At 61.6% G+C, this 19,885-nt stretch carries 9 protein-coding genes, 2 tRNA genes and 3 rRNA genes (1 of these 14 cut by a window edge); 10 read left to right on the top strand and 4 right to left on the bottom strand.

Annotation, left to right across the window (positions count from 1 at the left end; all coding sequences use genetic code 11):
* The 8 genes from PVZ80_RS29950 to recD all read left to right on the top strand — a co-directional run.
* Positions 1–267 (top strand): 16S ribosomal RNA (locus PVZ80_RS29950) (it extends 1,270 nt beyond the left edge of the window).
* A gap of 65 nt (positions 268–332) precedes the next feature.
* Positions 333–409: transfer RNA gene (locus PVZ80_RS29945), tRNA-Ile, on the top strand.
* Between the two features lie 26 nt (positions 410–435).
* Positions 436–511, top strand: a tRNA-Ala gene (locus PVZ80_RS29940).
* 239 nt (positions 512–750) lie between these two features.
* Positions 751–3,642, top strand: a 23S ribosomal RNA gene (locus tag PVZ80_RS29935).
* Positions 3,643–3,779: 137 nt separating this feature from the next.
* Positions 3,780–3,895, top strand: a 5S ribosomal RNA gene (gene rrf / locus PVZ80_RS29930).
* The 16S, 23S and 5S rRNA genes sit together here with 2 tRNA genes alongside, the layout of an rRNA operon.
* Before the next feature lie 163 nt (positions 3,896–4,058).
* A complete protein-coding gene (recC, locus tag PVZ80_RS29925) occupies positions 4,059–7,511 on the top strand; it encodes an exodeoxyribonuclease V subunit gamma (RefSeq protein WP_273864930.1) in 3,453 nt (1,150 codons plus the stop codon).
* Positions 7,508–11,200 carry an exodeoxyribonuclease V subunit beta gene (gene recB, locus PVZ80_RS29920; protein WP_273864929.1) on the top strand — a complete coding sequence of 1,231 codons (3,693 nt, stop codon included), beginning with the start codon at positions 7,508–7,510 and terminating at the stop codon, positions 11,198–11,200. The genes recC and recB overlap by 4 nt, the downstream gene beginning before the upstream one ends.
* Positions 11,197–13,272 (top strand): exodeoxyribonuclease V subunit alpha, encoded by a 2,076-nt coding sequence (gene recD / locus PVZ80_RS29915; protein ID WP_273864928.1) that lies wholly within the window; start codon positions 11,197–11,199, stop codon positions 13,270–13,272. The genes recB and recD overlap by 4 nt, the downstream gene beginning before the upstream one ends.
* 29 nt (positions 13,273–13,301) lie before the next feature.
* On the opposite strand, the gene PVZ80_RS29910 is transcribed toward recD, so the two are convergent.
* The 4 genes from PVZ80_RS29910 to PVZ80_RS29895 all read right to left on the bottom strand — a co-directional run bounded on the left by PVZ80_RS29910 (position 13,302) and on the right by PVZ80_RS29895 (position 17,705).
* Positions 13,302–14,843, bottom strand: coding sequence for an amino acid ABC transporter permease/ATP-binding protein (locus PVZ80_RS29910; RefSeq protein ID WP_273864927.1), 1,542 nt, complete (start codon positions 14,841–14,843; stop codon positions 13,302–13,304).
* A 98-nt stretch (positions 14,844–14,941) separates the two neighbouring features.
* Complete coding sequence (locus PVZ80_RS29905) at positions 14,942–15,739, bottom strand: ABC transporter substrate-binding protein (RefSeq protein WP_016704199.1); 798 nt, start codon at positions 15,737–15,739, stop codon at positions 14,942–14,944.
* A 43-nt stretch (positions 15,740–15,782) separates the two neighbouring features.
* A complete protein-coding gene (locus PVZ80_RS29900; RefSeq protein WP_016704198.1) occupies positions 15,783–16,841 on the bottom strand; it encodes an isopenicillin N synthase family dioxygenase in 1,059 nt (352 codons plus the stop codon).
* A gap of 12 nt (positions 16,842–16,853) precedes the next feature.
* Complete coding sequence (locus PVZ80_RS29895; RefSeq protein WP_016704197.1) at positions 16,854–17,705, bottom strand: sugar phosphate isomerase/epimerase family protein; 852 nt, start codon at positions 17,703–17,705, stop codon at positions 16,854–16,856.
* A 321-nt stretch (positions 17,706–18,026) separates the two neighbouring features.
* Here PVZ80_RS29895 and PVZ80_RS29890 point away from each other — a divergent pair, with 321 nt between their 5' ends.
* A complete protein-coding gene (locus tag PVZ80_RS29890; protein ID WP_028681599.1) occupies positions 18,027–18,605 on the top strand; it encodes a YfiR family protein in 579 nt (192 codons plus the stop codon).
* Positions 18,602–19,870: a diguanylate cyclase domain-containing protein gene (locus PVZ80_RS29885; protein WP_009046849.1), complete on the top strand. Its 1,269-nt coding sequence runs from the start codon at positions 18,602–18,604 to the stop codon at positions 19,868–19,870. The genes PVZ80_RS29890 and PVZ80_RS29885 overlap by 4 nt, the downstream gene beginning before the upstream one ends.
* The last annotated feature ends 15 nt before the right edge of the window (positions 19,871–19,885 follow it).

Raw genomic sequence — 19,885 nt, 5'->3', positions numbered from 1 at the left:
GCTAATCCCATAAAACCGATCGTAGTCCGGATCGCAGTCTGCAACTCGACTGCGTGAAGTCGGAATCGCTAGTAATCGCGAATCAGAATGTCGCGGTGAATACGTTCCCGGGCCTTGTACACACCGCCCGTCACACCATGGGAGTGGGTTGCACCAGAAGTAGCTAGTCTAACCTTCGGGAGGACGGTTACCACGGTGTGATTCATGACTGGGGTGAAGTCGTAACAAGGTAGCCGTAGGGGAACCTGCGGCTGGATCACCTCCTTAATCGACGACATCAGCTGCTTCATAAGCTCCCACACGAATTGCTTGATTCATTGAAGAAGACGATTGGGTCTGTAGCTCAGTTGGTTAGAGCGCACCCCTGATAAGGGTGAGGTCGGCAGTTCGAATCTGCCCAGACCCACCAATTACTGGTGCACCCTGTAGCGATACGGGGCCATAGCTCAGCTGGGAGAGCGCCTGCCTTGCACGCAGGAGGTCAGCGGTTCGATCCCGCTTGGCTCCACCATTACAGATTGGTGTCCATCGTTTAAAGCTTAGAAATGAGCATTCCGCTGATAGGCGATGAATGTTGATTTCTGATCTTTATCAGAATCGTTCTTTAAAAATTTGGGTATGTGATAGAAAGATAGACTGGATAGCACTTTCACTGGTGTTTATTCAGGCTAAGGTAAAATTTGTGAGTTTAATCGCGAATTTTCGGCGAATGTCGTCTTCACAGTATAACCAGATTGCTTGGGGTTATATGGTCAAGTGAAGAAGCGCATACGGTGGATGCCTTGGCAGTCAGAGGCGATGAAAGACGTGGTAGCCTGCGAAAAGCTTCGGGGAGTCGGCAAACAGACTTTGATCCGGAGATGTCTGAATGGGGGAACCCAGCCATCATAAGATGGTTATCTTGTACTGAATACATAGGTGCAAGAGGCGAACCAGGGGAACTGAAACATCTAAGTACCCTGAGGAAAAGAAATCAACCGAGATTCCCTTAGTAGTGGCGAGCGAACGGGGACTAGCCCTTAAGTGGCTTTGAGATTAGCGGAACGCTCTGGAAAGTGCGGCCATAGTGGGTGATAGCCCTGTACGCGAAAGTCTCTTAGTCATGAAATCGAGTAGGACGGAGCACGAGAAACTTTGTCTGAATATGGGGGGACCATCCTCCAAGGCTAAATACTACTGACTGACCGATAGTGAACTAGTACCGTGAGGGAAAGGCGAAAAGAACCCCGGAGAGGGGAGTGAAATAGATCCTGAAACCGTATGCGTACAAGCAGTGGGAGCAGACTTTGTTCTGTGACTGCGTACCTTTTGTATAATGGGTCAGCGACTTATATTCAGTGGCGAGCTTAACCGAATAGGGGAGGCGTAGCGAAAGCGAGTCTTAATAGGGCGTTTAGTCGCTGGGTATAGACCCGAAACCGGGCGATCTATCCATGGGCAGGTTGAAGGTTAGGTAACACTGACTGGAGGACCGAACCGACTACCGTTGAAAAGTTAGCGGATGACCTGTGGATCGGAGTGAAAGGCTAATCAAGCTCGGAGATAGCTGGTTCTCCTCGAAAGCTATTTAGGTAGCGCCTCATGTATCACTGTAGGGGGTAGAGCACTGTTTCGGCTAGGGGGTCATCCCGACTTACCAAACCGATGCAAACTCCGAATACCTACAAGTGCCGAGCATGGGAGACACACGGCGGGTGCTAACGTCCGTCGTGAAAAGGGAAACAACCCAGACCGTCAGCTAAGGTCCCAAAGTTATGGTTAAGTGGGAAACGATGTGGGAAGGCTTAGACAGCTAGGAGGTTGGCTTAGAAGCAGCCACCCTTTAAAGAAAGCGTAATAGCTCACTAGTCGAGTCGGCCTGCGCGGAAGATGTAACGGGGCTCAAACCATACACCGAAGCTACGGGTATCACGTAAGTGATGCGGTAGAGGAGCGTTCTGTAAGCCTGTGAAGGTGAGTTGAGAAGCTTGCTGGAGGTATCAGAAGTGCGAATGCTGACATGAGTAACGACAATGGGTGTGAAAAACACCCACGCCGAAAGACCAAGGTTTCCTGCGCAACGTTAATCGACGCAGGGTTAGTCGGTCCCTAAGGCGAGGCTGAAAAGCGTAGTCGATGGAAAACAGGTTAATATTCCTGTACTTCTAGTTATTGCGATGGAGGGACGGAGAAGGCTAGGCCAGCTTGGCGTTGGTTGTCCAAGTTTAAGGTGGTAGGCTGGAATCTTAGGTAAATCCGGGGTTCTAAGGCCGAGAGCTGATGACGAGTTACCTTTTAGGTGACGAAGTGGTTGATGCCATGCTTCCAAGAAAAGCTTCTAAGCTTCAGATAACTAGGAACCGTACCCCAAACCGACACAGGTGGTTGGGTAGAGAATACCAAGGCGCTTGAGAGAACTCGGGTGAAGGAACTAGGCAAAATGGCACCGTAACTTCGGGAGAAGGTGCGCCGGTGAGGGTGAAGGACTTGCTCCGTAAGCCCATGCCGGTCGAAGATACCAGGCCGCTGCGACTGTTTATTAAAAACACAGCACTCTGCAAACACGAAAGTGGACGTATAGGGTGTGACGCCTGCCCGGTGCCGGAAGGTTAATTGATGGGGTTAGCTAACGCGAAGCTCTTGATCGAAGCCCCGGTAAACGGCGGCCGTAACTATAACGGTCCTAAGGTAGCGAAATTCCTTGTCGGGTAAGTTCCGACCTGCACGAATGGCGTAACGATGGCGGCGCTGTCTCCACCCGAGACTCAGTGAAATTGAAATCGCTGTGAAGATGCAGTGTATCCGCGGCTAGACGGAAAGACCCCGTGAACCTTTACTATAGCTTTGCACTGGACTTTGAATTTGCTTGTGTAGGATAGGTGGGAGGCTTTGAAGCGTGGACGCCAGTTCGCGTGGAGCCATCCTTGAAATACCACCCTGGCAACTTTGAGGTTCTAACTCAGGTCCGTTATCCGGATCGAGGACAGTGTATGGTGGGTAGTTTGACTGGGGCGGTCTCCTCCTAAAGAGTAACGGAGGAGTACGAAGGTGCGCTCAGACCGGTCGGAAATCGGTCGTAGAGTATAAAGGCAAAAGCGCGCTTGACTGCGAGACAGACACGTCGAGCAGGTACGAAAGTAGGTCTTAGTGATCCGGTGGTTCTGTATGGAAGGGCCATCGCTCAACGGATAAAAGGTACTCCGGGGATAACAGGCTGATACCGCCCAAGAGTTCATATCGACGGCGGTGTTTGGCACCTCGATGTCGGCTCATCACATCCTGGGGCTGAAGCCGGTCCCAAGGGTATGGCTGTTCGCCATTTAAAGTGGTACGCGAGCTGGGTTTAGAACGTCGTGAGACAGTTCGGTCCCTATCTGCCGTGGACGTTTGAGATTTGAGAGGGGCTGCTCCTAGTACGAGAGGACCGGAGTGGACGAACCTCTGGTGTTCCGGTTGTCACGCCAGTGGCATTGCCGGGTAGCTATGTTCGGAAAAGATAACCGCTGAAAGCATCTAAGCGGGAAACTTGCCTCAAGATGAGATCTCACTGGAACCTTGAGTTCCCTGAAGGGCCGTCGAAGACTACGACGTTGATAGGTTGGGTGTGTAAGCGCTGTGAGGCGTTGAGCTAACCAATACTAATTGCCCGTGAGGCTTGACCATATAACACCCAAGCAATTTGCTTAAGAGCGAGTTGCGGTGTGTGAAGACGAAACGAACCGAAAGTTCGAGAAAACACACAAAGCTATTACATACCCAATTTGCTGAAGCGTCGAAAGACGACTCGGCACACCGAATTTCTTGACGACCATAGAGCATTGGAACCACCTGATCCCATCCCGAACTCAGAAGTGAAACGATGCATCGCCGATGGTAGTGTGGGGTTTCCCCATGTGAGAGTAGGTCATCGTCAAGATTAAATTCCGAAACCCCAATTGCGAAAGCAATTGGGGTTTTGTTTTTGTGCGACAAAAAATGCCTCATCCCCCGCAACACTCATGTTGGTCCTCTCAGCTGTCACCGCTGCGTGACAGTGCTAAGGTTCGGCCCTAGCTTTTGCATTTTCCAAGGAAGCCCTTATGCCGGACGCCACGTCCCTCAGCGCTGGTTTTATGGTGGTTCACGGTAACCGCCTGGACGAGTTGCGCAGCCTGGTGGTCAGCTGGATGCGGCGTTACCCCTTGGCGCCTCTGGAGAATGAGATCGCCCTGGTCCAGAGCAACGGCATTGCCCAATGGCTGAAGCTGGCACTGGCTGAGGATCCCGAGGAAGACGACATGGGCGGCTGCGGCATCGCCGCCGCCATCGACGTGCAACTTCCCGGCAGTTTCATGTGGCAGCTCTATCGCATGGTGCTGGGACGCGATGAAATCCCGCCCAAATCCCTGCTGGATAAAGCACCGCTGACATGGCGCCTGATGCGACTCTTGCCCGAGCTGATCGATCAGCCGCACTTCGAACCGCTACGACGTTTCCTTACTCACGACACGGATCTGCGCAAGCGCTATCAATTGGCCGAGCGCCTGGCTGACCTGTTCGACCAATATCAGGTTTATCGCGCCGACTGGCTGGAAGACTGGGCAGCAGGACGTCACCAACTACGCAGTGCTCGAGGCGAGCCCAAGGCCCTGACCCCCGCCAATTGCTGGCAGGCCGAACTGTGGCGTGCGTTGTTGCTGGATGTGGGGGAAGAGGGTATGGCGCAGAGTCGCGCCGGCGTTCACCAACGTTTCATCGAACGTATTCTCAACCTGGAAAAGGCGCCACAAGGGTTGCCCTCGCGAGTGATCGTTTTCGGGATTTCCTCCCTGCCGGCACAAGCCCTTGAAGCCCTGGCTGGATTGGCCCGCTTCAGTCAGGTTTTGCTGTGTGTGCACAACCCCTGTCGTCACCATTGGGCAGATATCGTCGCCGACAAGGACCTGTTGCGCCATCAATACAAACGTCAGGCGCGCAAGGCGGGAATGCCCGCGGTGCTAGACCCACAGACCCTGCATCAGCATGCCCATCCGCTGCTCGCCGCCTGGGGTAAACAGGGTCGTGACTACATCAACCTGCTCGACAGCTACGACGATCCCAACAGCTATCGCTCAGCCTTTCGCGACGGTCGTATCGACCTGTTCAGCGAGAGCCAGCCGCAGACCCTGCTGAACCAGCTGCAGGACGATATTCTCGAATTACGCCCGTTGGAGGAGACCCGTCAGTTATGGCCGGCGGTCGATCTACAGCATGACAAGTCGATCCGTTTTCACATTGCCCACAGTGCCCAGCGCGAAGTGGAAATTCTCCACGACCAACTGCTCGCGCGCTTCAGTGAGGACCCCGAATTACGTCCGCGAGATGTGATCGTGATGGTCCCGGACATCGACAGTTACGCGCCGCATATTCGCGCGGTCTTCGGTCAGCTGGAGCGTGACGATCGGCGTTTCATTCCATTCACCCTGACAGACCAGGGCCAGCGTGGCCGCGACCCATTGCTGATTGCCGTGGAGCATCTGCTCAAGCTGCCGGACAGCCGTTTCCCCGTCAGCGAAATCCTCGACCTGCTGGATGTCCCGGCATTACGCGCCCGCTTTGGTGTAGACGAAGCCGATCTGCCGACCTTGCATCGCTGGATCGAAGGTGCCGGCATCCGCTGGGGCATGAACGCCGAACAACGGGCCGACCTGGGACTACCGGAAGAACTGGAGCAGAACAGCTGGCGTTTCGGCCTGCGCCGCATGTTGCTGGGCTACGCCGTGGGACGCTCCGATGCCTGTGAGGGAATCGAGCCTTACGATGAAATCGGTGGCCTGGACGCGGCACTTATCGGGCCGCTGGTGGCCTTGCTCGATGCACTGGAGACGGCGTATCAGAACCTCACCTTGCCGGCTTCGCCGCCGCAGTGGGGCGAGCGCCTGCAAGCCCTCACACAGCAGTTCTTCCTGGCCAGTACCGAGCATGACGACTACCTGCTGAGCCAACTCGAAGACTTGCGCGAAACCTGGCTGGAAACCTGCGAGTCGGTCGGCCTGTGCGATGAGCTGCCGCTGACTGTGGTCCGCGAGGCCTGGCTGGCCGGCCTGGACCAGGGGCGTTTGTCCCAGCGCTTCCTGGCCGGTGCGGTGAACTTCTGCACGCTGATGCCGATGCGCGCGATTCCATTCAAGCTGGTATGCCTGCTGGGGATGAACGACGGCGACTACCCGCGGGCACAACCGCCGCTGGACTTCGACCTGATGGGCAGCGACTACCGCCCCGGCGACCGTTCGCGGCGTGAAGACGACCGTTACCTGTTGCTGGAGGCGCTGCTTTCGGCGCGGGATCAGTTGTATGTCAGTTGGGTCGGTCGCAGCATTCGCGACAACAGCGAACGCCCGGCTTCGGTGCTGATCGGCCAGTTGCGCGATCACCTGGCCAGTGGCTGGAAGCTGGCGAATGACCAGGACGACCTGCTCCACACCATGACCCAGGAGCATCCGTTGCAACCTTTCAGTGCCCGCTATTTCCATGAGGGCGATGGACTGTTCAGTTATGCCCGTGAGTGGCAGCTGTTGCACCAGACCCAAGCGTCTCCTCAAGCGCTCGAGCCTCTGGCGCCCTATGTCCAGGAAGAGCCTTTAAGCCTGGGGCAATTGCAGGACTTCCTGCGCAACCCGGTGCGGCACTTCTTCAGCCAGCGCCTCAAGGTGTTCTTCGAGGCGGCCGACGCGCCCTTGGCCGACGAAGAGCCTTTTGTGCTCGACGCGTTGCAACGCTACAGCCTGAGCGACAGCCTGCTGGAGGCGGCGTTGAACAGTGCCGATGATCCGGACCAGGCCTTGCAGGCCCAGGCGCAGCGGCTACAGGCCAGTGGCTTGCTGCCCATGGCCGGTTTTGGCGAGAGCCTGCAAAGAGAACTGATCGAGCCCTTGCCGGATCTGCTGATGCGCTATCGGCAATTGCTGGAGTTATGGCCAATCCCCGTCACCAGCGCCCTGCCGATTACCCTTGAACTCAATGAGGTGAAACTCGAAGGCTGGTTGAGCGGCCTGCACCAACGCAGCGATGGTGGGTTGCTGTCGGTCACCACCATCCCCAACAGCATTGGCTCAGCCAAGACCCGCAAGTGGCACCGCTTGACCCGGCCTTGGGTCAATCACCTGGTGGCCTGTGCCAGTGGTTATGTCTTGACCACCGCGCTGGTGGCCAGCGACGACACCTTATTGCTGCCACCTCTGGATCGCGAATCGGCACTGCAAAGCCTGGGCGATCTGTTGCTGGCCTGGCAGGCGGGCATGTGCCAGCCGCTGCCGGTAGCCGTGAAAACCGCTTTTGCCTGGCTGGGCCAGAGCGACCCGGGCAAGGCCGAAGCCGCGGCGCGCAAAGCTTATGAAGGCGACGGCCAGACCAGCGATGGCGAGCGTCGGGAAAGCCCGGCCCTGGCGCGCCAGTACCCGGACTACAACGCGTTGATCGCCGATGAAACCTTCAGCGGCTGGGTTGAGGCGCTGTACCGCCCACTGTTGCAGGCGCCCTGGCGCTCCGCGGCCAATGGGGAGGCAGACGCATGACCCGGCAAGCACCTTTGGCCCTGGCGTTCCCGCTACGGGGCAGCCAACTGATCGAAGCCAGCGCCGGTACTGGCAAGACTTTTACCATCTCGGCGCTCTACCTGCGCCTGGTGCTGGGACACGGCGGCGAACTGGCCGGGTTCGGTCGCGAGTTGCTGCCACCGCAGATTCTGGTGGTGACCTTCACCGACGCGGCGACCAAGGAGCTGCGTGAACGGATTCGCACCCGCCTGGCTGAAGCTGCGCGCTTCTTCCGCGAGGAAACCACCGCGCCCGACGCGCTGATTGCCGAGTTGCGCGATCAGTTCGCCGCCGAGCAATGGCCGGGTTGCGCCAGCCGCCTGGATATCGCCGCGCAATGGATGGATGAGGCCGCGGTCTCGACCATCCACAGTTGGTGCCAGCGCATGTTGCGCGAGCACGCGTTCGACAGCGGCAGCCTGTTTACCCAGACCCTGGAAACCGACCACAGCGATCTTCTGGGTGAAGTGCTGCGCGATTACTGGCGCCTGTTTTGCTACCCGATGCAGGGCGATGCACTGAACTGGGTACGGGCCAACTGGGGTGGACCCGCGGCCTTGCTGCCAAGGGTGCGTGCGCTGTTTGGCAGCGAGCGTGAAGTGGATCAGGAGCAGACTCCGGCTCAACTGATCGAAGCTTGTCTTTTGGAACGACGCGCCGCCCTGGTGCAGCTCAAGGCACCCTGGCTGCAATGGGCCGCGCAGCTGCGGGAGATCTGCTTGCAGGGCGTCGCCAGCAAGGCGGTCGATGGCCGCAAGATGCAGGCGCGTTACTTCGAGCCCTGGTTCGAAAAGATCACCGCCTGGGCCGAAGACGAGGCCATAGAGCAACTGGATATCGGCACCGGCTTCAGCCGCCTGACCCCCGAAGGCATGGCCGAGGCCTGGAAGGGCGATGCGCCGGATCATCCCGCACTGGAGGCCATGGTCGGGCTCAAGGCCGCGCTCGATGCCTTGCCGAGCCCCGACGCCGCGGTGTTGCAACACGCCGCGCGTTGGGTCGGCGCACGCTTCGAAGAGGAAAAGCGCCGGCGGGCCGAGATGGGCTTCGACGACATGCTGCTGCGCCTCGACGCCGCGTTGCAGGCCGAGGGTGGCGAGCGGCTGGCGACGCTGATTCGCGAGCAGTTCCCGGTAGCCCTGATCGACGAATTCCAGGACACCGATCCGGTGCAGTACCGGATCTTCGAAAGCATCTACCGCATCGAGGACAACAATCCCGAGACCGGCCTGTTCCTGATCGGCGACCCCAAGCAGGCGATCTACGCCTTCCGTGGCGCGGACATTTACACCTACCTGCGCGCTCGCCAGGCCACCAGCGGCCGCTTGCATACCCTGGGCACCAACTTCCGTTCCAGCCATGCCATGGTCAAGGCGGTGAACCACGTATTCGAGCGTGCCGAATCCCGTGAGCAAGGGCGCGGCGCGTTCCTGTTCCGGGAGAAAAACGGAGAGAACCCGGTGCCGTTCCTGTCGGTGGCATCCCAGGGGCGCAAAGAGCAGTTACAGAGAGAAGGGCAGGTGGTGCCGGCGCTGAATATCTGGCACCTGCCCACGGAGCAAGCCATTTCCGGTGCGCTGTACCGGCAGCAACTGGCGGCGGCCTGCGCCAGCGAAATCGTCACCTTGCTCAACGGCGGGCAGCAGGCCAGCGTGGGCTTCGCCCGTGACGGCCAGCCCTTCAAGGGCTTGCTACCGGCGGACATTGCCATTCTGGTCCGCGATGGCAAGGAGGCTCAGGCCGTGCGCGGTGAGCTGGCTGCGCGCGGGGTGCGCAGCGTGTACCTGTCGGACAAGGACTCGGTATTCGCCGCCCAGGAAGCCCACGACCTGCTGGCCTGGCTCAAGGCCTGTGCCGAGCCGGATATCGAGCGCCCGTTGCGCGCCGCGCTGGCCTCCATCACCCTGAACCTGCCGCTGGTGGAGCTGGAGCGCCTGAACCAGGACGAATTGGCCTGGGAGAGCCGGGTCATGCAGTTCCGCGGTTATCGCCTGATCTGGCGCACCCAGGGTGTGCTACCGATGCTGCGGCGCCTGTTGCATGACTTCCAGTTGCCCCAGGCGTTGATCGCCCGCAGCGATGGCGAACGGGTGCTGACCAACCTGCTGCACTTGTCCGAGCTGTTGCAGCAGGCGGCTGCCGAACTGGATGGCGAACAAGCGCTGATCCGCCATCTGGCCGAGCACCTGGCCCTGTCCGGGCAGGCTGGCGAAGAACAGATCCTGCGTCTGGAAAGCGACGAACAGCTGGTCAAGGTGGTGACCATCCACAAGTCCAAGGGCCTGGAGTACCCGCTGGTGTTCCTGCCATTTATCTGTTCGGCCAAGCCGGTGGATGGCAGTCGCCTGCCGCTGCATTACCACGACGAATCGGGCAAGGCCCAGGTGACGCTGCGACCGACCCCGGAGCTGATCGCCCAGGCCGACGACGAGCGTCTGGCCGAGGACCTGCGCCTGCTCTACGTGGCTCTGACCCGTGCCCAGCATGCCTGCTGGCTGGGTGTCGCCGACCTCAAGCGCGGCAACCACAACAGCTCGGTATTGCACCTTTCTGCCTTGGGTTACCTGTTGGGCGGCGGTGCGCTGTTGAACGAGTCCAGTGGCCTGGCGCGCTGGCTGCAAGACCTGCAGCAAGGCTGCGAGGCCATGAGTGTCGGGGAAATGCCCAGCGCCACCGACAGCCGTTTCCATCCGCCACGCAACGACGCCACCCTGTTGGCGCCCCTGGCTCCCAAGCGGCGCGCCGCGGAAAACTGGTGGATCGCTTCCTATAGTGCCCTGCGTATCAGTGACAGCTTGGGCGCCGGCAATACCGAGGCGCCGGAAAGCCCGCAGGCGCAGAAACTCTTCGACGACGAGCGCCTCGACCCCGATGCCCCACGTGAAGTCGTGGCCAGCGGCGCGGATATCCATCGCTTCCCCCGTGGACCGAACCCGGGGACCTTCCTCCATGGCCTGCTGGAGTGGGCCGGTGACGAGGGGTTTGTCGCCGACCCCGTTGCTATCGAGGATGCCATCGGCCGGCGCTGTAATCGCCGCGGTTGGGAAGGCTGGATTCGGACCCTGAGCGATTGGTTGCGGCACCTGTTGCAACTGCCTTTGCCTGCCGGGGCGGGGCGGCCATCGGTGGTGCTCGCGCAGTTGAGCCAATACCGGGTCGAGATGGAGTTCTGGTTCGCCAGCCACAAGGTTGACGTGCTCAAGCTCGACGAACTGGTGCGCCAGTACACCCATCAAGGCGTGCCGCGGGTGACCGCCGAACCGGTCCTGCTCAACGGCATGTTCAAGGGCTTTATCGACCTGACCTTCGAGCATGAAGGGCGCTATTACGTGGCCGACTACAAATCCAACTGGCTGGGCGTGGATGACGCCGCCTATACCGAGCAGGCCATGGAACAATCGATTCTCGACAACCGTTACGACCTGCAATACGTGTTGTACCTGCTGGCCCTGCATCGCCAGTTGCGCGCGCGCCTGGCGGACTACGATTACGACCGGCACATGGGCGGCGCCCTGTATCTGTTCTTGCGCGGCACGGGCTCGGCCAGCCGCGGCGTGTTTTTCACCCGGCCGCCCCGTGAGCTGATCGAGCGCCTGGACCGCTTGTTCCAGGGCAAACCTGAGCAGCCCAAGGCCGAGCCGGCGTGGGAACAGGGAGTATTGCTGTGATCGAGGATCTGCTGACGCCGCTGGAACCCCAGCCCCAGCCCGACCTGGCGCCCCTGGTACGGGCTGCCGATCTGCTGCTGTTGCTCGACCGTTGGGTCGAGCGCGGCTGGCTGCGCGCCCTGGACAAGGCTTTCGTAGGCTTCCTGCATGAACTGGAGCCGCAAGGCGATCCGCTGGTGCTGATGGCCGCGGCGTTGACCAGCCATCAACTGGGCCATGGTCATGTCTGCCTGGACCTGTTCGAAACCCTCAAGGAGCCGGATTTCGCCCTGTCCCTGCCGCCGGAAGGCGATCTGCAAAGCACCGCGGCGGTACTGCCGTCGCAGGTGCTGGCGACGCTGGACGGGGCGCATTGGTGCAAGGCCCTGGCGGCCAGTCGCCTGGTGGCGCTGGCGGCCGACCAGAGCGAGCAGGCCCGCCAGCGGCCTTTGGTGTTGTCGGGCAAACGCCTGTATCTGCGCCGCTACTGGGCCTATGAGCGGCGCATCGACAATGCCTTGCGCCAGCGCCTGGCGGTGCAGGAGGAAACCCCCGCGGATCTGGCCGAGCGCCTGGGCGGCCTGTTCGGGGCGGCTAAGGCGACGGGGCCGGTCGACTGGCAGAAACTCGCCTGTGCGCTGGCCACCCGTGGCGCCTTCAGCATCATTACCGGCGGGCCCGGTACCGGTAAAACCACGACCGTGGTGCGCCTGCTGGCCTTGCTTCAGGCGCCGGCTGTCGAAGCCGGCAAGCCTTTGCGTATCCGCCTCGCGGCGCCTACCGGCAAGGCGGCGGCGCGTCTGACCGAATCCATCAGCCTGCAAGTGCGTTCCCTGTCGGTCGATGACAGCGTGCGCGAGAAGATCCCCAGCGACGTGACCACGGTGCACCGGCTGCTGGGCAATCGTCCGGGCACCCGGCACTTCCGCCATCACGCCGGCAACCGCTTGCCGCTGGATGTGCTGGTGGTCGACGAAGCCTCGATGATCGACCTGGAGATGATGGCCAATCTGCTCGATGCGTTGCCGGTGCACGCGCGCCTGGTGTTGCTCGGCGACAAGGATCAATTGGCCTCGGTGGAAGCCGGTGCGGTGCTTGGCGATCTGTGCCGCGATGCCGAGGCCGGCTGGTACAGCCCGCAGACCCGCAACTGGCTAGAGGCCGTCAGCGGCGAACAATTGGCGGACAGCGGTCTGCAGGAAGACAACGTCGGTACTCACCCGCTGGCCCAGCAGGTGGTGATGCTGCGCCACTCCCGGCGGTTCGGCGAAGGCAGCGGTATCGGCCAGCTGGCACGCTGGGTCAACCAGCAGCAGGCCGAGGAAGCGCGCCGCCTGTTGGCCGCCCGCAGCCACGCCGACCTGTATGGCTTGAGCCTCAAGGGCGAGCAGGATCGCGCCCTGGAGCGCTTGCTGCTGGAGGGCCACGGTGACGGGCCGCAGGGTTACCGGCATTACCTGAGCCTGCTGCGCGGCCAGCGCCCGCCTGCCGATACCGCGCTGGAAGATCCGCGCTGGACCGCCTGGGCCCGCGATGTGCTGCAGGCCTTCGACCAGTTCCAGTTGCTCTGCGCGGTGCGCAAGGGGCCTTGGGGTGTCGAGGGCTTGAACCAGCGGATCACCGCTGCCCTGTTCAAGGCGCGGCTGATCGAGAGCGATCAGCAGTGGTACGAAGGTCGTCCGGTGCTGATGACCCGCAACGATTACGGCCTGGGCCTGATGAACGGCGATATCGGCATTGCCTTGAAGCTGCCCGAGCACGAAGGCGCGCAGGACGGGCGGCGGGTGCTGCGGGTGGCCTTCCCGCGCAATGACGGCCAGGGAGGCGTGCGTTTCGTGCTGCCGAGCCGGCTCAACGATGTGGAAACCGTGTACGCCATGACCGTGCACAAATCCCAGGGCTCGGAATTCGCCCACACCGCGCTGATCCTGCCCGAGGCGCTGAACCCGGTGCTGACCAAGGAGCTGATCTACACCGGCATCACCCGGGCCAAGGACTGGTTCAGCCTGATCGAGCCGCGGGCCGGGGTGTTCGAGGAGGCGGTGCGGCGCAAGGTCAAGCGCCTGAGCGGGTTGATGCTCGATCTGGGTTGAGCGCCGAGTCGCTGGCGCTCAGCACACGATCAGAGCGCCGCGGCCAGCGCCGTTGCGCTGGGCTGCTCGAGCCCCATGAAGCGCCTGACCCGCTCTCCGGCTTCTTCTTCGCGGATCGCCCGCGGGCTGGCGTCCAGCTGGATATTGCCGCCCTCCATAAAGATCACTCGATCGGAAATCGACAGGGCGAAGTCCATCTCGTGGGTGACGATCAACATGGTCATGCCTTCTCTGGCCAGGTCGCGAATCACATTCAACACATCGCCCACCAGCTCCGGGTCGAGGGCCGAGGTCGGCTCGTCGAAGAGCATGATCTGCGGCTCCATCGCCAGGGCCCGGGCAATCGCCACGCGCTGCTGCTGGCCGCCGGACAGCTGGTGCGGGTACTTGTGGGCGTGGGCCAGCAGGCCGACCTTGTCCAGCAAGGCGTAGGCCTGCTGCGCGCTCAAGGCCTTGCTGCTGCCGTGGTAACGCGGCGCCAGGCAGATGTTGTCGAGGATGCAGCGATGGGGGAACAGATTGAAGTTCTGGAAGACCATGCCGATGTGCCGCACGCCCTCGCGCACCTGCGGGCTGTTGAGGTTGTCGCCGGCGCTGATGAAGCTGTTGCCGAACAGCACGATCTCGCCCTGGTCGATGCGCTCCAGGCCGTTGATGGTACGGATCAGCGAGGTCTTGCCCGAGCCGGACGGACCGATGATGGAAATCACCTGGCCGCTGGCGACGTTCAGGTCGACGCCCTTGAGCACCTGATGATCGCCGTAGCACTTGTGGATGTTTTGCAGCTGCAGGGCCGGGGCGCTGCCGGCCACCGCTGTTGGACGCGGGCGGGCGTGCAGCGGTTGCGCCTGCTGCCGGAGCCACTCGGTGCCGGCGTCGTCCAGGGTTTGTGGCGTGCGCAGGTTCAGGTCCAGATGGTGTTCCAGGCGCTGCAGCAGCCAGGCGAACAGGGTGACGATCAGCACGTAGTACACCGCCACCGCGGCCAGGGTTTCCATCACCAGGAAGTTCTGTGCGTACAGGCGCTGGCCGACGGTGAGCAATTCGGTCAGGGAGATCACTGAGATCAGCGAGGTCAGCTTGACCACGGTGATGTACTCGTTGATCAGGGTTGGCAAGGAAATGCGGAAGGCCTGGGGGATGACGATCAGCCGTTGCAGGCCGACCAGGCCGATCCCCAACGCACGACCGGCTTCCTTCTGCCCCTTGGCCACCGAGATCAGCCCGCCGCGGTGGATTTCCGCCATGTACGCCGCTTCGGTCACCACCAGGGCGAGCAGCCCCGAGTAGAAGGGGTTGGACAGCACCGAGCCGGTGGCCGGAAACAGCTGGGGCAGGTTATAGACGAAGACCACCAGCACCAGCAGCGGGATGCTACGAAAGAACCAGATGTACAGCGCTGCCGGGGTTCTGAGCCAGGCGGCGCTGGAGAGTTTGGCCGACGCCAGGAGAAAGCCCAGCAGCATGCCGATGAACCAGGCCAGGGCGCTGAGCTGGACCACGGTGACGCTGGCGTGCCAGAAGCTGGGCAGGGAAAACAGGGAGAAGAAGTAGGACCAGTCGAATTGCATAAATACCTCAGGCGGCTTCGGATCGCCGGCATCAGGACGGGCGTCGTGCGCTCGATCAGGGGCCGGTCACGGGCGCATCCGTGCGCCGCAGTGGTTTGTCAGTCAGTCACGGGCTCGAGGTTGTATTTGCCGAGGATCGCGGCGTACTCGCCGTTCCTGCGGCTCTCGGCGAAGGCTTCCTGCAGCGCCTTGTAGGTGGCGTCGTTGCCTTTCTTGACGAAGATGCCGAGGGTCTGCTGATAGATCAGGTGCTGGCTGGTGACGACCACCCGGCCCTTGGTGCGTTCGGCGATCATCTTCGCCGCGCCGGCGATTTCCACCTGGGCCTGGATGTTCTTCGACAGCAGGGCCTGGGTCACTTCAGGTGCCGAGGGGTATTCGCTGACGCTGATCGCGCCCTTGTTGTTCGGCACGCAGTAGTCGCTGGAGAGCTTCTGCAACTGGCCGACCCAGGTGGTGCCCTGTTCCAGGCCGACTTTCAGGCCGCACAGGTCTTCAGGGGTTTGCGGATTCAGGCCGCTGTCCTTGGACGCCATGATCGCCGCGCCGGTTTTCGCATAGGCGATGGTCATGGCCTGGGTCTGCCGCTCCGGGGTGATGTACATGCCGGAAATGATCGCGTCGTAGCGACCGGCGTTGAGGCCGAGGATCAGGCTGGGGAACTTGGTGTCGACGAACTCGGCCTTGGCGTTCAGATGCCTGGCCAGGGCGTGGGCCAGTTCCGGGTCGGAGCCGACCACGTTCTTCTCGCTGTCATAGGACTCGAACGGCGGGTAGGTGATTTCCATGCCGATCTTCAACTGGCCGGGTGTCGCGGTCGAGGCCAGGCCGGCAGTGGCGCACAACAGGCCGGCGGTGAGCAGGGTCAGGCGAGCAACGTTGTTTTTGTTAAGCATCGTGGGTCTCTCCAGGGGATGGAAGCAAAGGGCGAAGGGGGTGTCAGGACGCTTGCGACTGATGTTTCAGGTGGCCGAAGCTCGAAGGCTTGCGGGCTTTTTCCGGCAAGCGGATCTCGCCGTTCTCCACGCGTTTGCGCAGGTACTGATAGGTCTGCAGGGCCTGGCCATACATGTGTTCGCCGATGGCGATCTGCTCGTAGTCGTCCGAGGCCTTGGCGAACTGTGGCAAAGGCTTGATCAGGGTGTGGAAGTCGCAGGCGTAGAACAGCGGGAACGAGTAGCGCTCCTCGCTGACCGTGCGCACCCGGTGGGCGGTGGCGACAAAGGCGCCGGCGGTCATCACTTCCAGCATGTCGCCGATGTTCACCACGAAGGCGTCGGCAATGGGCGGGGCGTCGATCCACTGGCCCAGGTTGTTCATCACCTCCAGGCCCGGCTTGTCGGCCAGCAGGATGGTGAAGCACTCGTAGTCGGTGTGGGCGCCGATGCCGGGGGCATCCTGGGCCGCGTCATCGAAGGGGTAGTGGATCAGGCGCAGCTTGGAAGGCGGGCGGGTGACCAGGGCGTCGAAGTAGTTTTCTTCCAGGCCCAGGGCCAGGGCAAACCCGCTGAACAGGCGCCTGCCGAGGGCGAAGATGGCCGCGTAATAGGCCTGTACCGCCTCCTTGAAACCGGGCAGCGCCGGCCATTCGTTCGGCCCCAGCAGCGGCGTGTTGGCCAGGACCAGGGGATCGTCGGCCGGTACTTCGAAGCCGATGTCGAAGGCCTCCTTGTGATCCGGCTTGCCCTTGGAATACACCTCCTCGCCTTCGGGGACGAAACCCTTGTGGCTTTTCGAGGTGCCGATGTAGTGCTGCATCTTGGTGTCCAGGGGCTGGGCGAAATAGTCCCTGGCGGCCTGACGCAAATCGGCGATCAACTGTGGGTCGATGCCATGGCTGGTGATATAGAGAAAGCCCACTTCGCTGGCGGCTGCTCCCAACTGCTCGGCGACGGCCAGCCGGTGTTCCAGCTCGATGCTGAACAGGCCGGCGATGTCCACCACCGGGATGTGCTTGAAGTTGGCCTTGGCCGGGGTGTTGTCGATCTTCTCGGGCATGACGCAAGAACCTCACGGACGGGTTGAGTGGGTGAAGCGGTCGAAGTGTTCGCGCTCGGTCCTGGCCATCCACTGGTTCAGCGACCAGAGGTCGGCCACCGGCACGTTGGTGAAGGGCAGGTGATGCAGGTAGCCGTCGGCGCCGAACTCCGGGGTCAGGGTGCTGACCTGGTAGCCACGGGCCTTTTGCGAATGCCAGACGGCCTCCCAGTGTTGCTGGTGGAACGCCAGTTCACGGGCATATTCCGGGGCGGCGGGGTGCGGGACTTGCGGCCCCTGGTCATAACCGACCCGGGCCTGGATGTGGTGAACGCGCTCGACGAAGGGGGCCAGGTCATCGAAAGGATCGTCCAGCAGGCGTTCGCAGGTGACGACCCAATGGCTGATATCGCTGGTGAAGCGCAGATCGGGCAATTGCCGGATCAGCTCCAGGGTGACCCAGGGGTTGAACAGCGAGCGGGCACGGTGAGTCTCGAAGCTGCAGAACTGGCCATGCTTGCGCGCCAGTTCCATGGCCTGGCCGAAGAACTCGACTTGTTGCGCCAGGGGCCAGCGATCGTTGCCGGCCAGGACATTGACGAAGCGCGGTGCCAGCTCGGCGGCCCAGGCGAGTTTGCGGTCCAGGTCCAGCAGGTGTTCCTGGAACGTGGCCGACTGTTTGGGCAGGACGTCGTAGGCGGTGAAAACGGTGCAGATATAGCCGAGGCGATTGTCCCGCAGGAAAGTGCCGAATTCGCCGCGTTCACGAGCTTGCAAAGGCAGGCGGGCTTCCATACCGTCGAAGCCGGCGGCCAGCAGTTCGTCGAGTGCCTGGGCCTTGCTGGCGGTATAGCCCCAGAGTGTGCGGAATATTTCCAGTTGCATCGGCTAACCTCAAAGATGTCTTGGGCTACTCATGGCACCGCAGCGGCGTGTGGCCGAGGCGGCGATACTGGGCAGTAGCAAAAGACATTCCTTGAGCCGGATCTCTGCGGATCCGATCTCACCGAGGGGGCCTGGATGGCTCACTCTCTGGCGCCGATCTTAAGCAGGCGATGCAGGCATGAAGAATAGGAAGGCTCAAATCGTTACTTCATTTTTTTCTAAACCAATAGCCTGCTACCCATGCCTGGGAGCCTCGCGGGGGGTTCCCCTGCTGTGCTATCGTTGCGGCATCATTGTATGACGATCAAAGAGAATCCCTGCATGAACGTGGCTGTCTCGGCGACAGAGCGCTTTTTGGGCTGGAGGCAGGTATTGCTGTCCACCCTGGTCTGTCTGCTGAGCACTTTTGCCGTCGCGCAACCCGAGCCTGCGGCTGTCAGCCTGGCAGACCAGCGCGCCAAGGCAGTAACTCAGGTGGTGCTGGGCATTCTCAGCTATGCGCGCTGGCCGGTGGAGCCGGCACAGCTGCGCCTGTGCGTGGTGGGGCCGACCGAATACACCGACGATCTGGTCAAGGGCACGACCCAGGCCACCGGCCGCCCGGTCCTGGTGCGGCGCTTGCTGGCCGACAACCCAGCCATCGTCAGCGAGTGCGACTCGGTGTACATCGGCAAGCTGACCGATGACCAGCGTGCCCGCCTGTTCACTTCCCTGGCCGGTCATCCGGTGCTGAGCATCAGCGAAGGCGGCGACCAGTGCACGGTGGGCAGTCTGTTCTGCCTGCGTGTCAGAGACAACCAGGTGTCATTCGAGGTCAACCTGGATTCAGTGGCCCGCAGTGGTGTGCGGATTCATCCGAGCGTGCTGCAACTCTCCCGTCGTCGACCGGCGGCGCCATGAGTCTCTTCAAATCGCCTGTTCGCCCTACCTTGCGTTCGGTCATTGGCCGCGGGCATCTGATTGTCGCCCTGCTGGCCATTTCCATGGCCAGCCTGTCCCTGACCCTGCTCGGGGTGTTGGCATTGCGGGTGTATGCCGATCACAACCTGCACCTGATCGCGCGTTCGATCAACTACACGGTCGAAGCGGCGGTGGTGTTCAACGACAGCGCCGCGGCGACCGAAGCCCTGGCCTTGATCGCCTCCACCGAAGAAGTGGCCGAGGCCCAGGTGCTCGATGCCCGGGGCCGGGTGCTGGCCCACTGGGAGCGGCCGGAAACCGGTTTGCTGAGCGATCTGCAAATGCAGATCGCCCGCGCCTTTCTCGAAAAGCCCATCACGGTGCCGATCATGTATCAGGGCCAGGAGATCGGCAGTGTTGCCTTGACCGGGCACGGCGGCAGCCTGTTGCGCTTCCTGCTCAGTGGGTTGGTGGGGATTGTCCTGTGTATCGCGGTGAGCGCCTGGGTGGCGCTGTACCTGGCGCGCCGCCAGTTGCGCGGCATTACCGGGCCGCTGCGCAGCCTGGCCGATGTGGCGCATGCCGCGCGCCGCGAGCGGGCATTCGACGTGCGGGTACCGCCGGCGAAGATTGCCGAGCTGGACAACCTGGGCAACGACTTCAATGCCTTGCTCGATGAGCTGGAGGCCTGGCAAACCCATTTGCAGAGTGAAAACGAAACCCTGGCCCACCAGGCCAGCCACGACAGCCTGACCGGGTTGCCGAACCGGGCGTTTTTCGAGGGCCGGCTGATCCGCGCGCTGCGCAGCGCCAGCAAGCTCAATGAACGGGTTGCGGTGCTGTTTCTCGACAGCGACCGCTTCAAGGGCATCAACGACAACTTCGGTCACGCCGCCGGCGACGCGGTGCTGATGGCGGTGGCATCGCGGGTGCGGGCGCAGTTGCGCGAGGAAGACCTGGTGGCGCGCCTGGGGGGCGACGAGTTCGCCATTCTGCTGACCCCGCTGCACCGCATCGAGGACGCCGAGCGTATCGCCGAAAAAATCATCGCCAGCATGGAGCTGCCGATCGCCTTGCCAGGCAGTACTTCGGTGCTGACGTCGCTCAGTATCGGGATTGCCGTCTACCCTGATCATGGCACCACCCCGGGTGCTCTGCTCAACGCCGCTGATGCGGCGATGTATCAGGCCAAGCGTGTCTCTCGAGGCGGGCAACACACCGCGGGGTCGGAGCCCCCCGTCGTTCACGTTCAATCCAGGAGCTAATTCTTTGTTTTCATT

Source organism: Pseudomonas sp. B3G-3, from assembly GCF_028640915.1.
In the GTDB taxonomy this organism is placed as follows: domain Bacteria; phylum Pseudomonadota; class Gammaproteobacteria; order Pseudomonadales; family Pseudomonadaceae; genus Aquipseudomonas; species Aquipseudomonas chlororaphis_I.
Note: the sequence above shows the minus strand (reverse complement) of the source record. Positions and strands in the feature narration are given on the sequence as shown.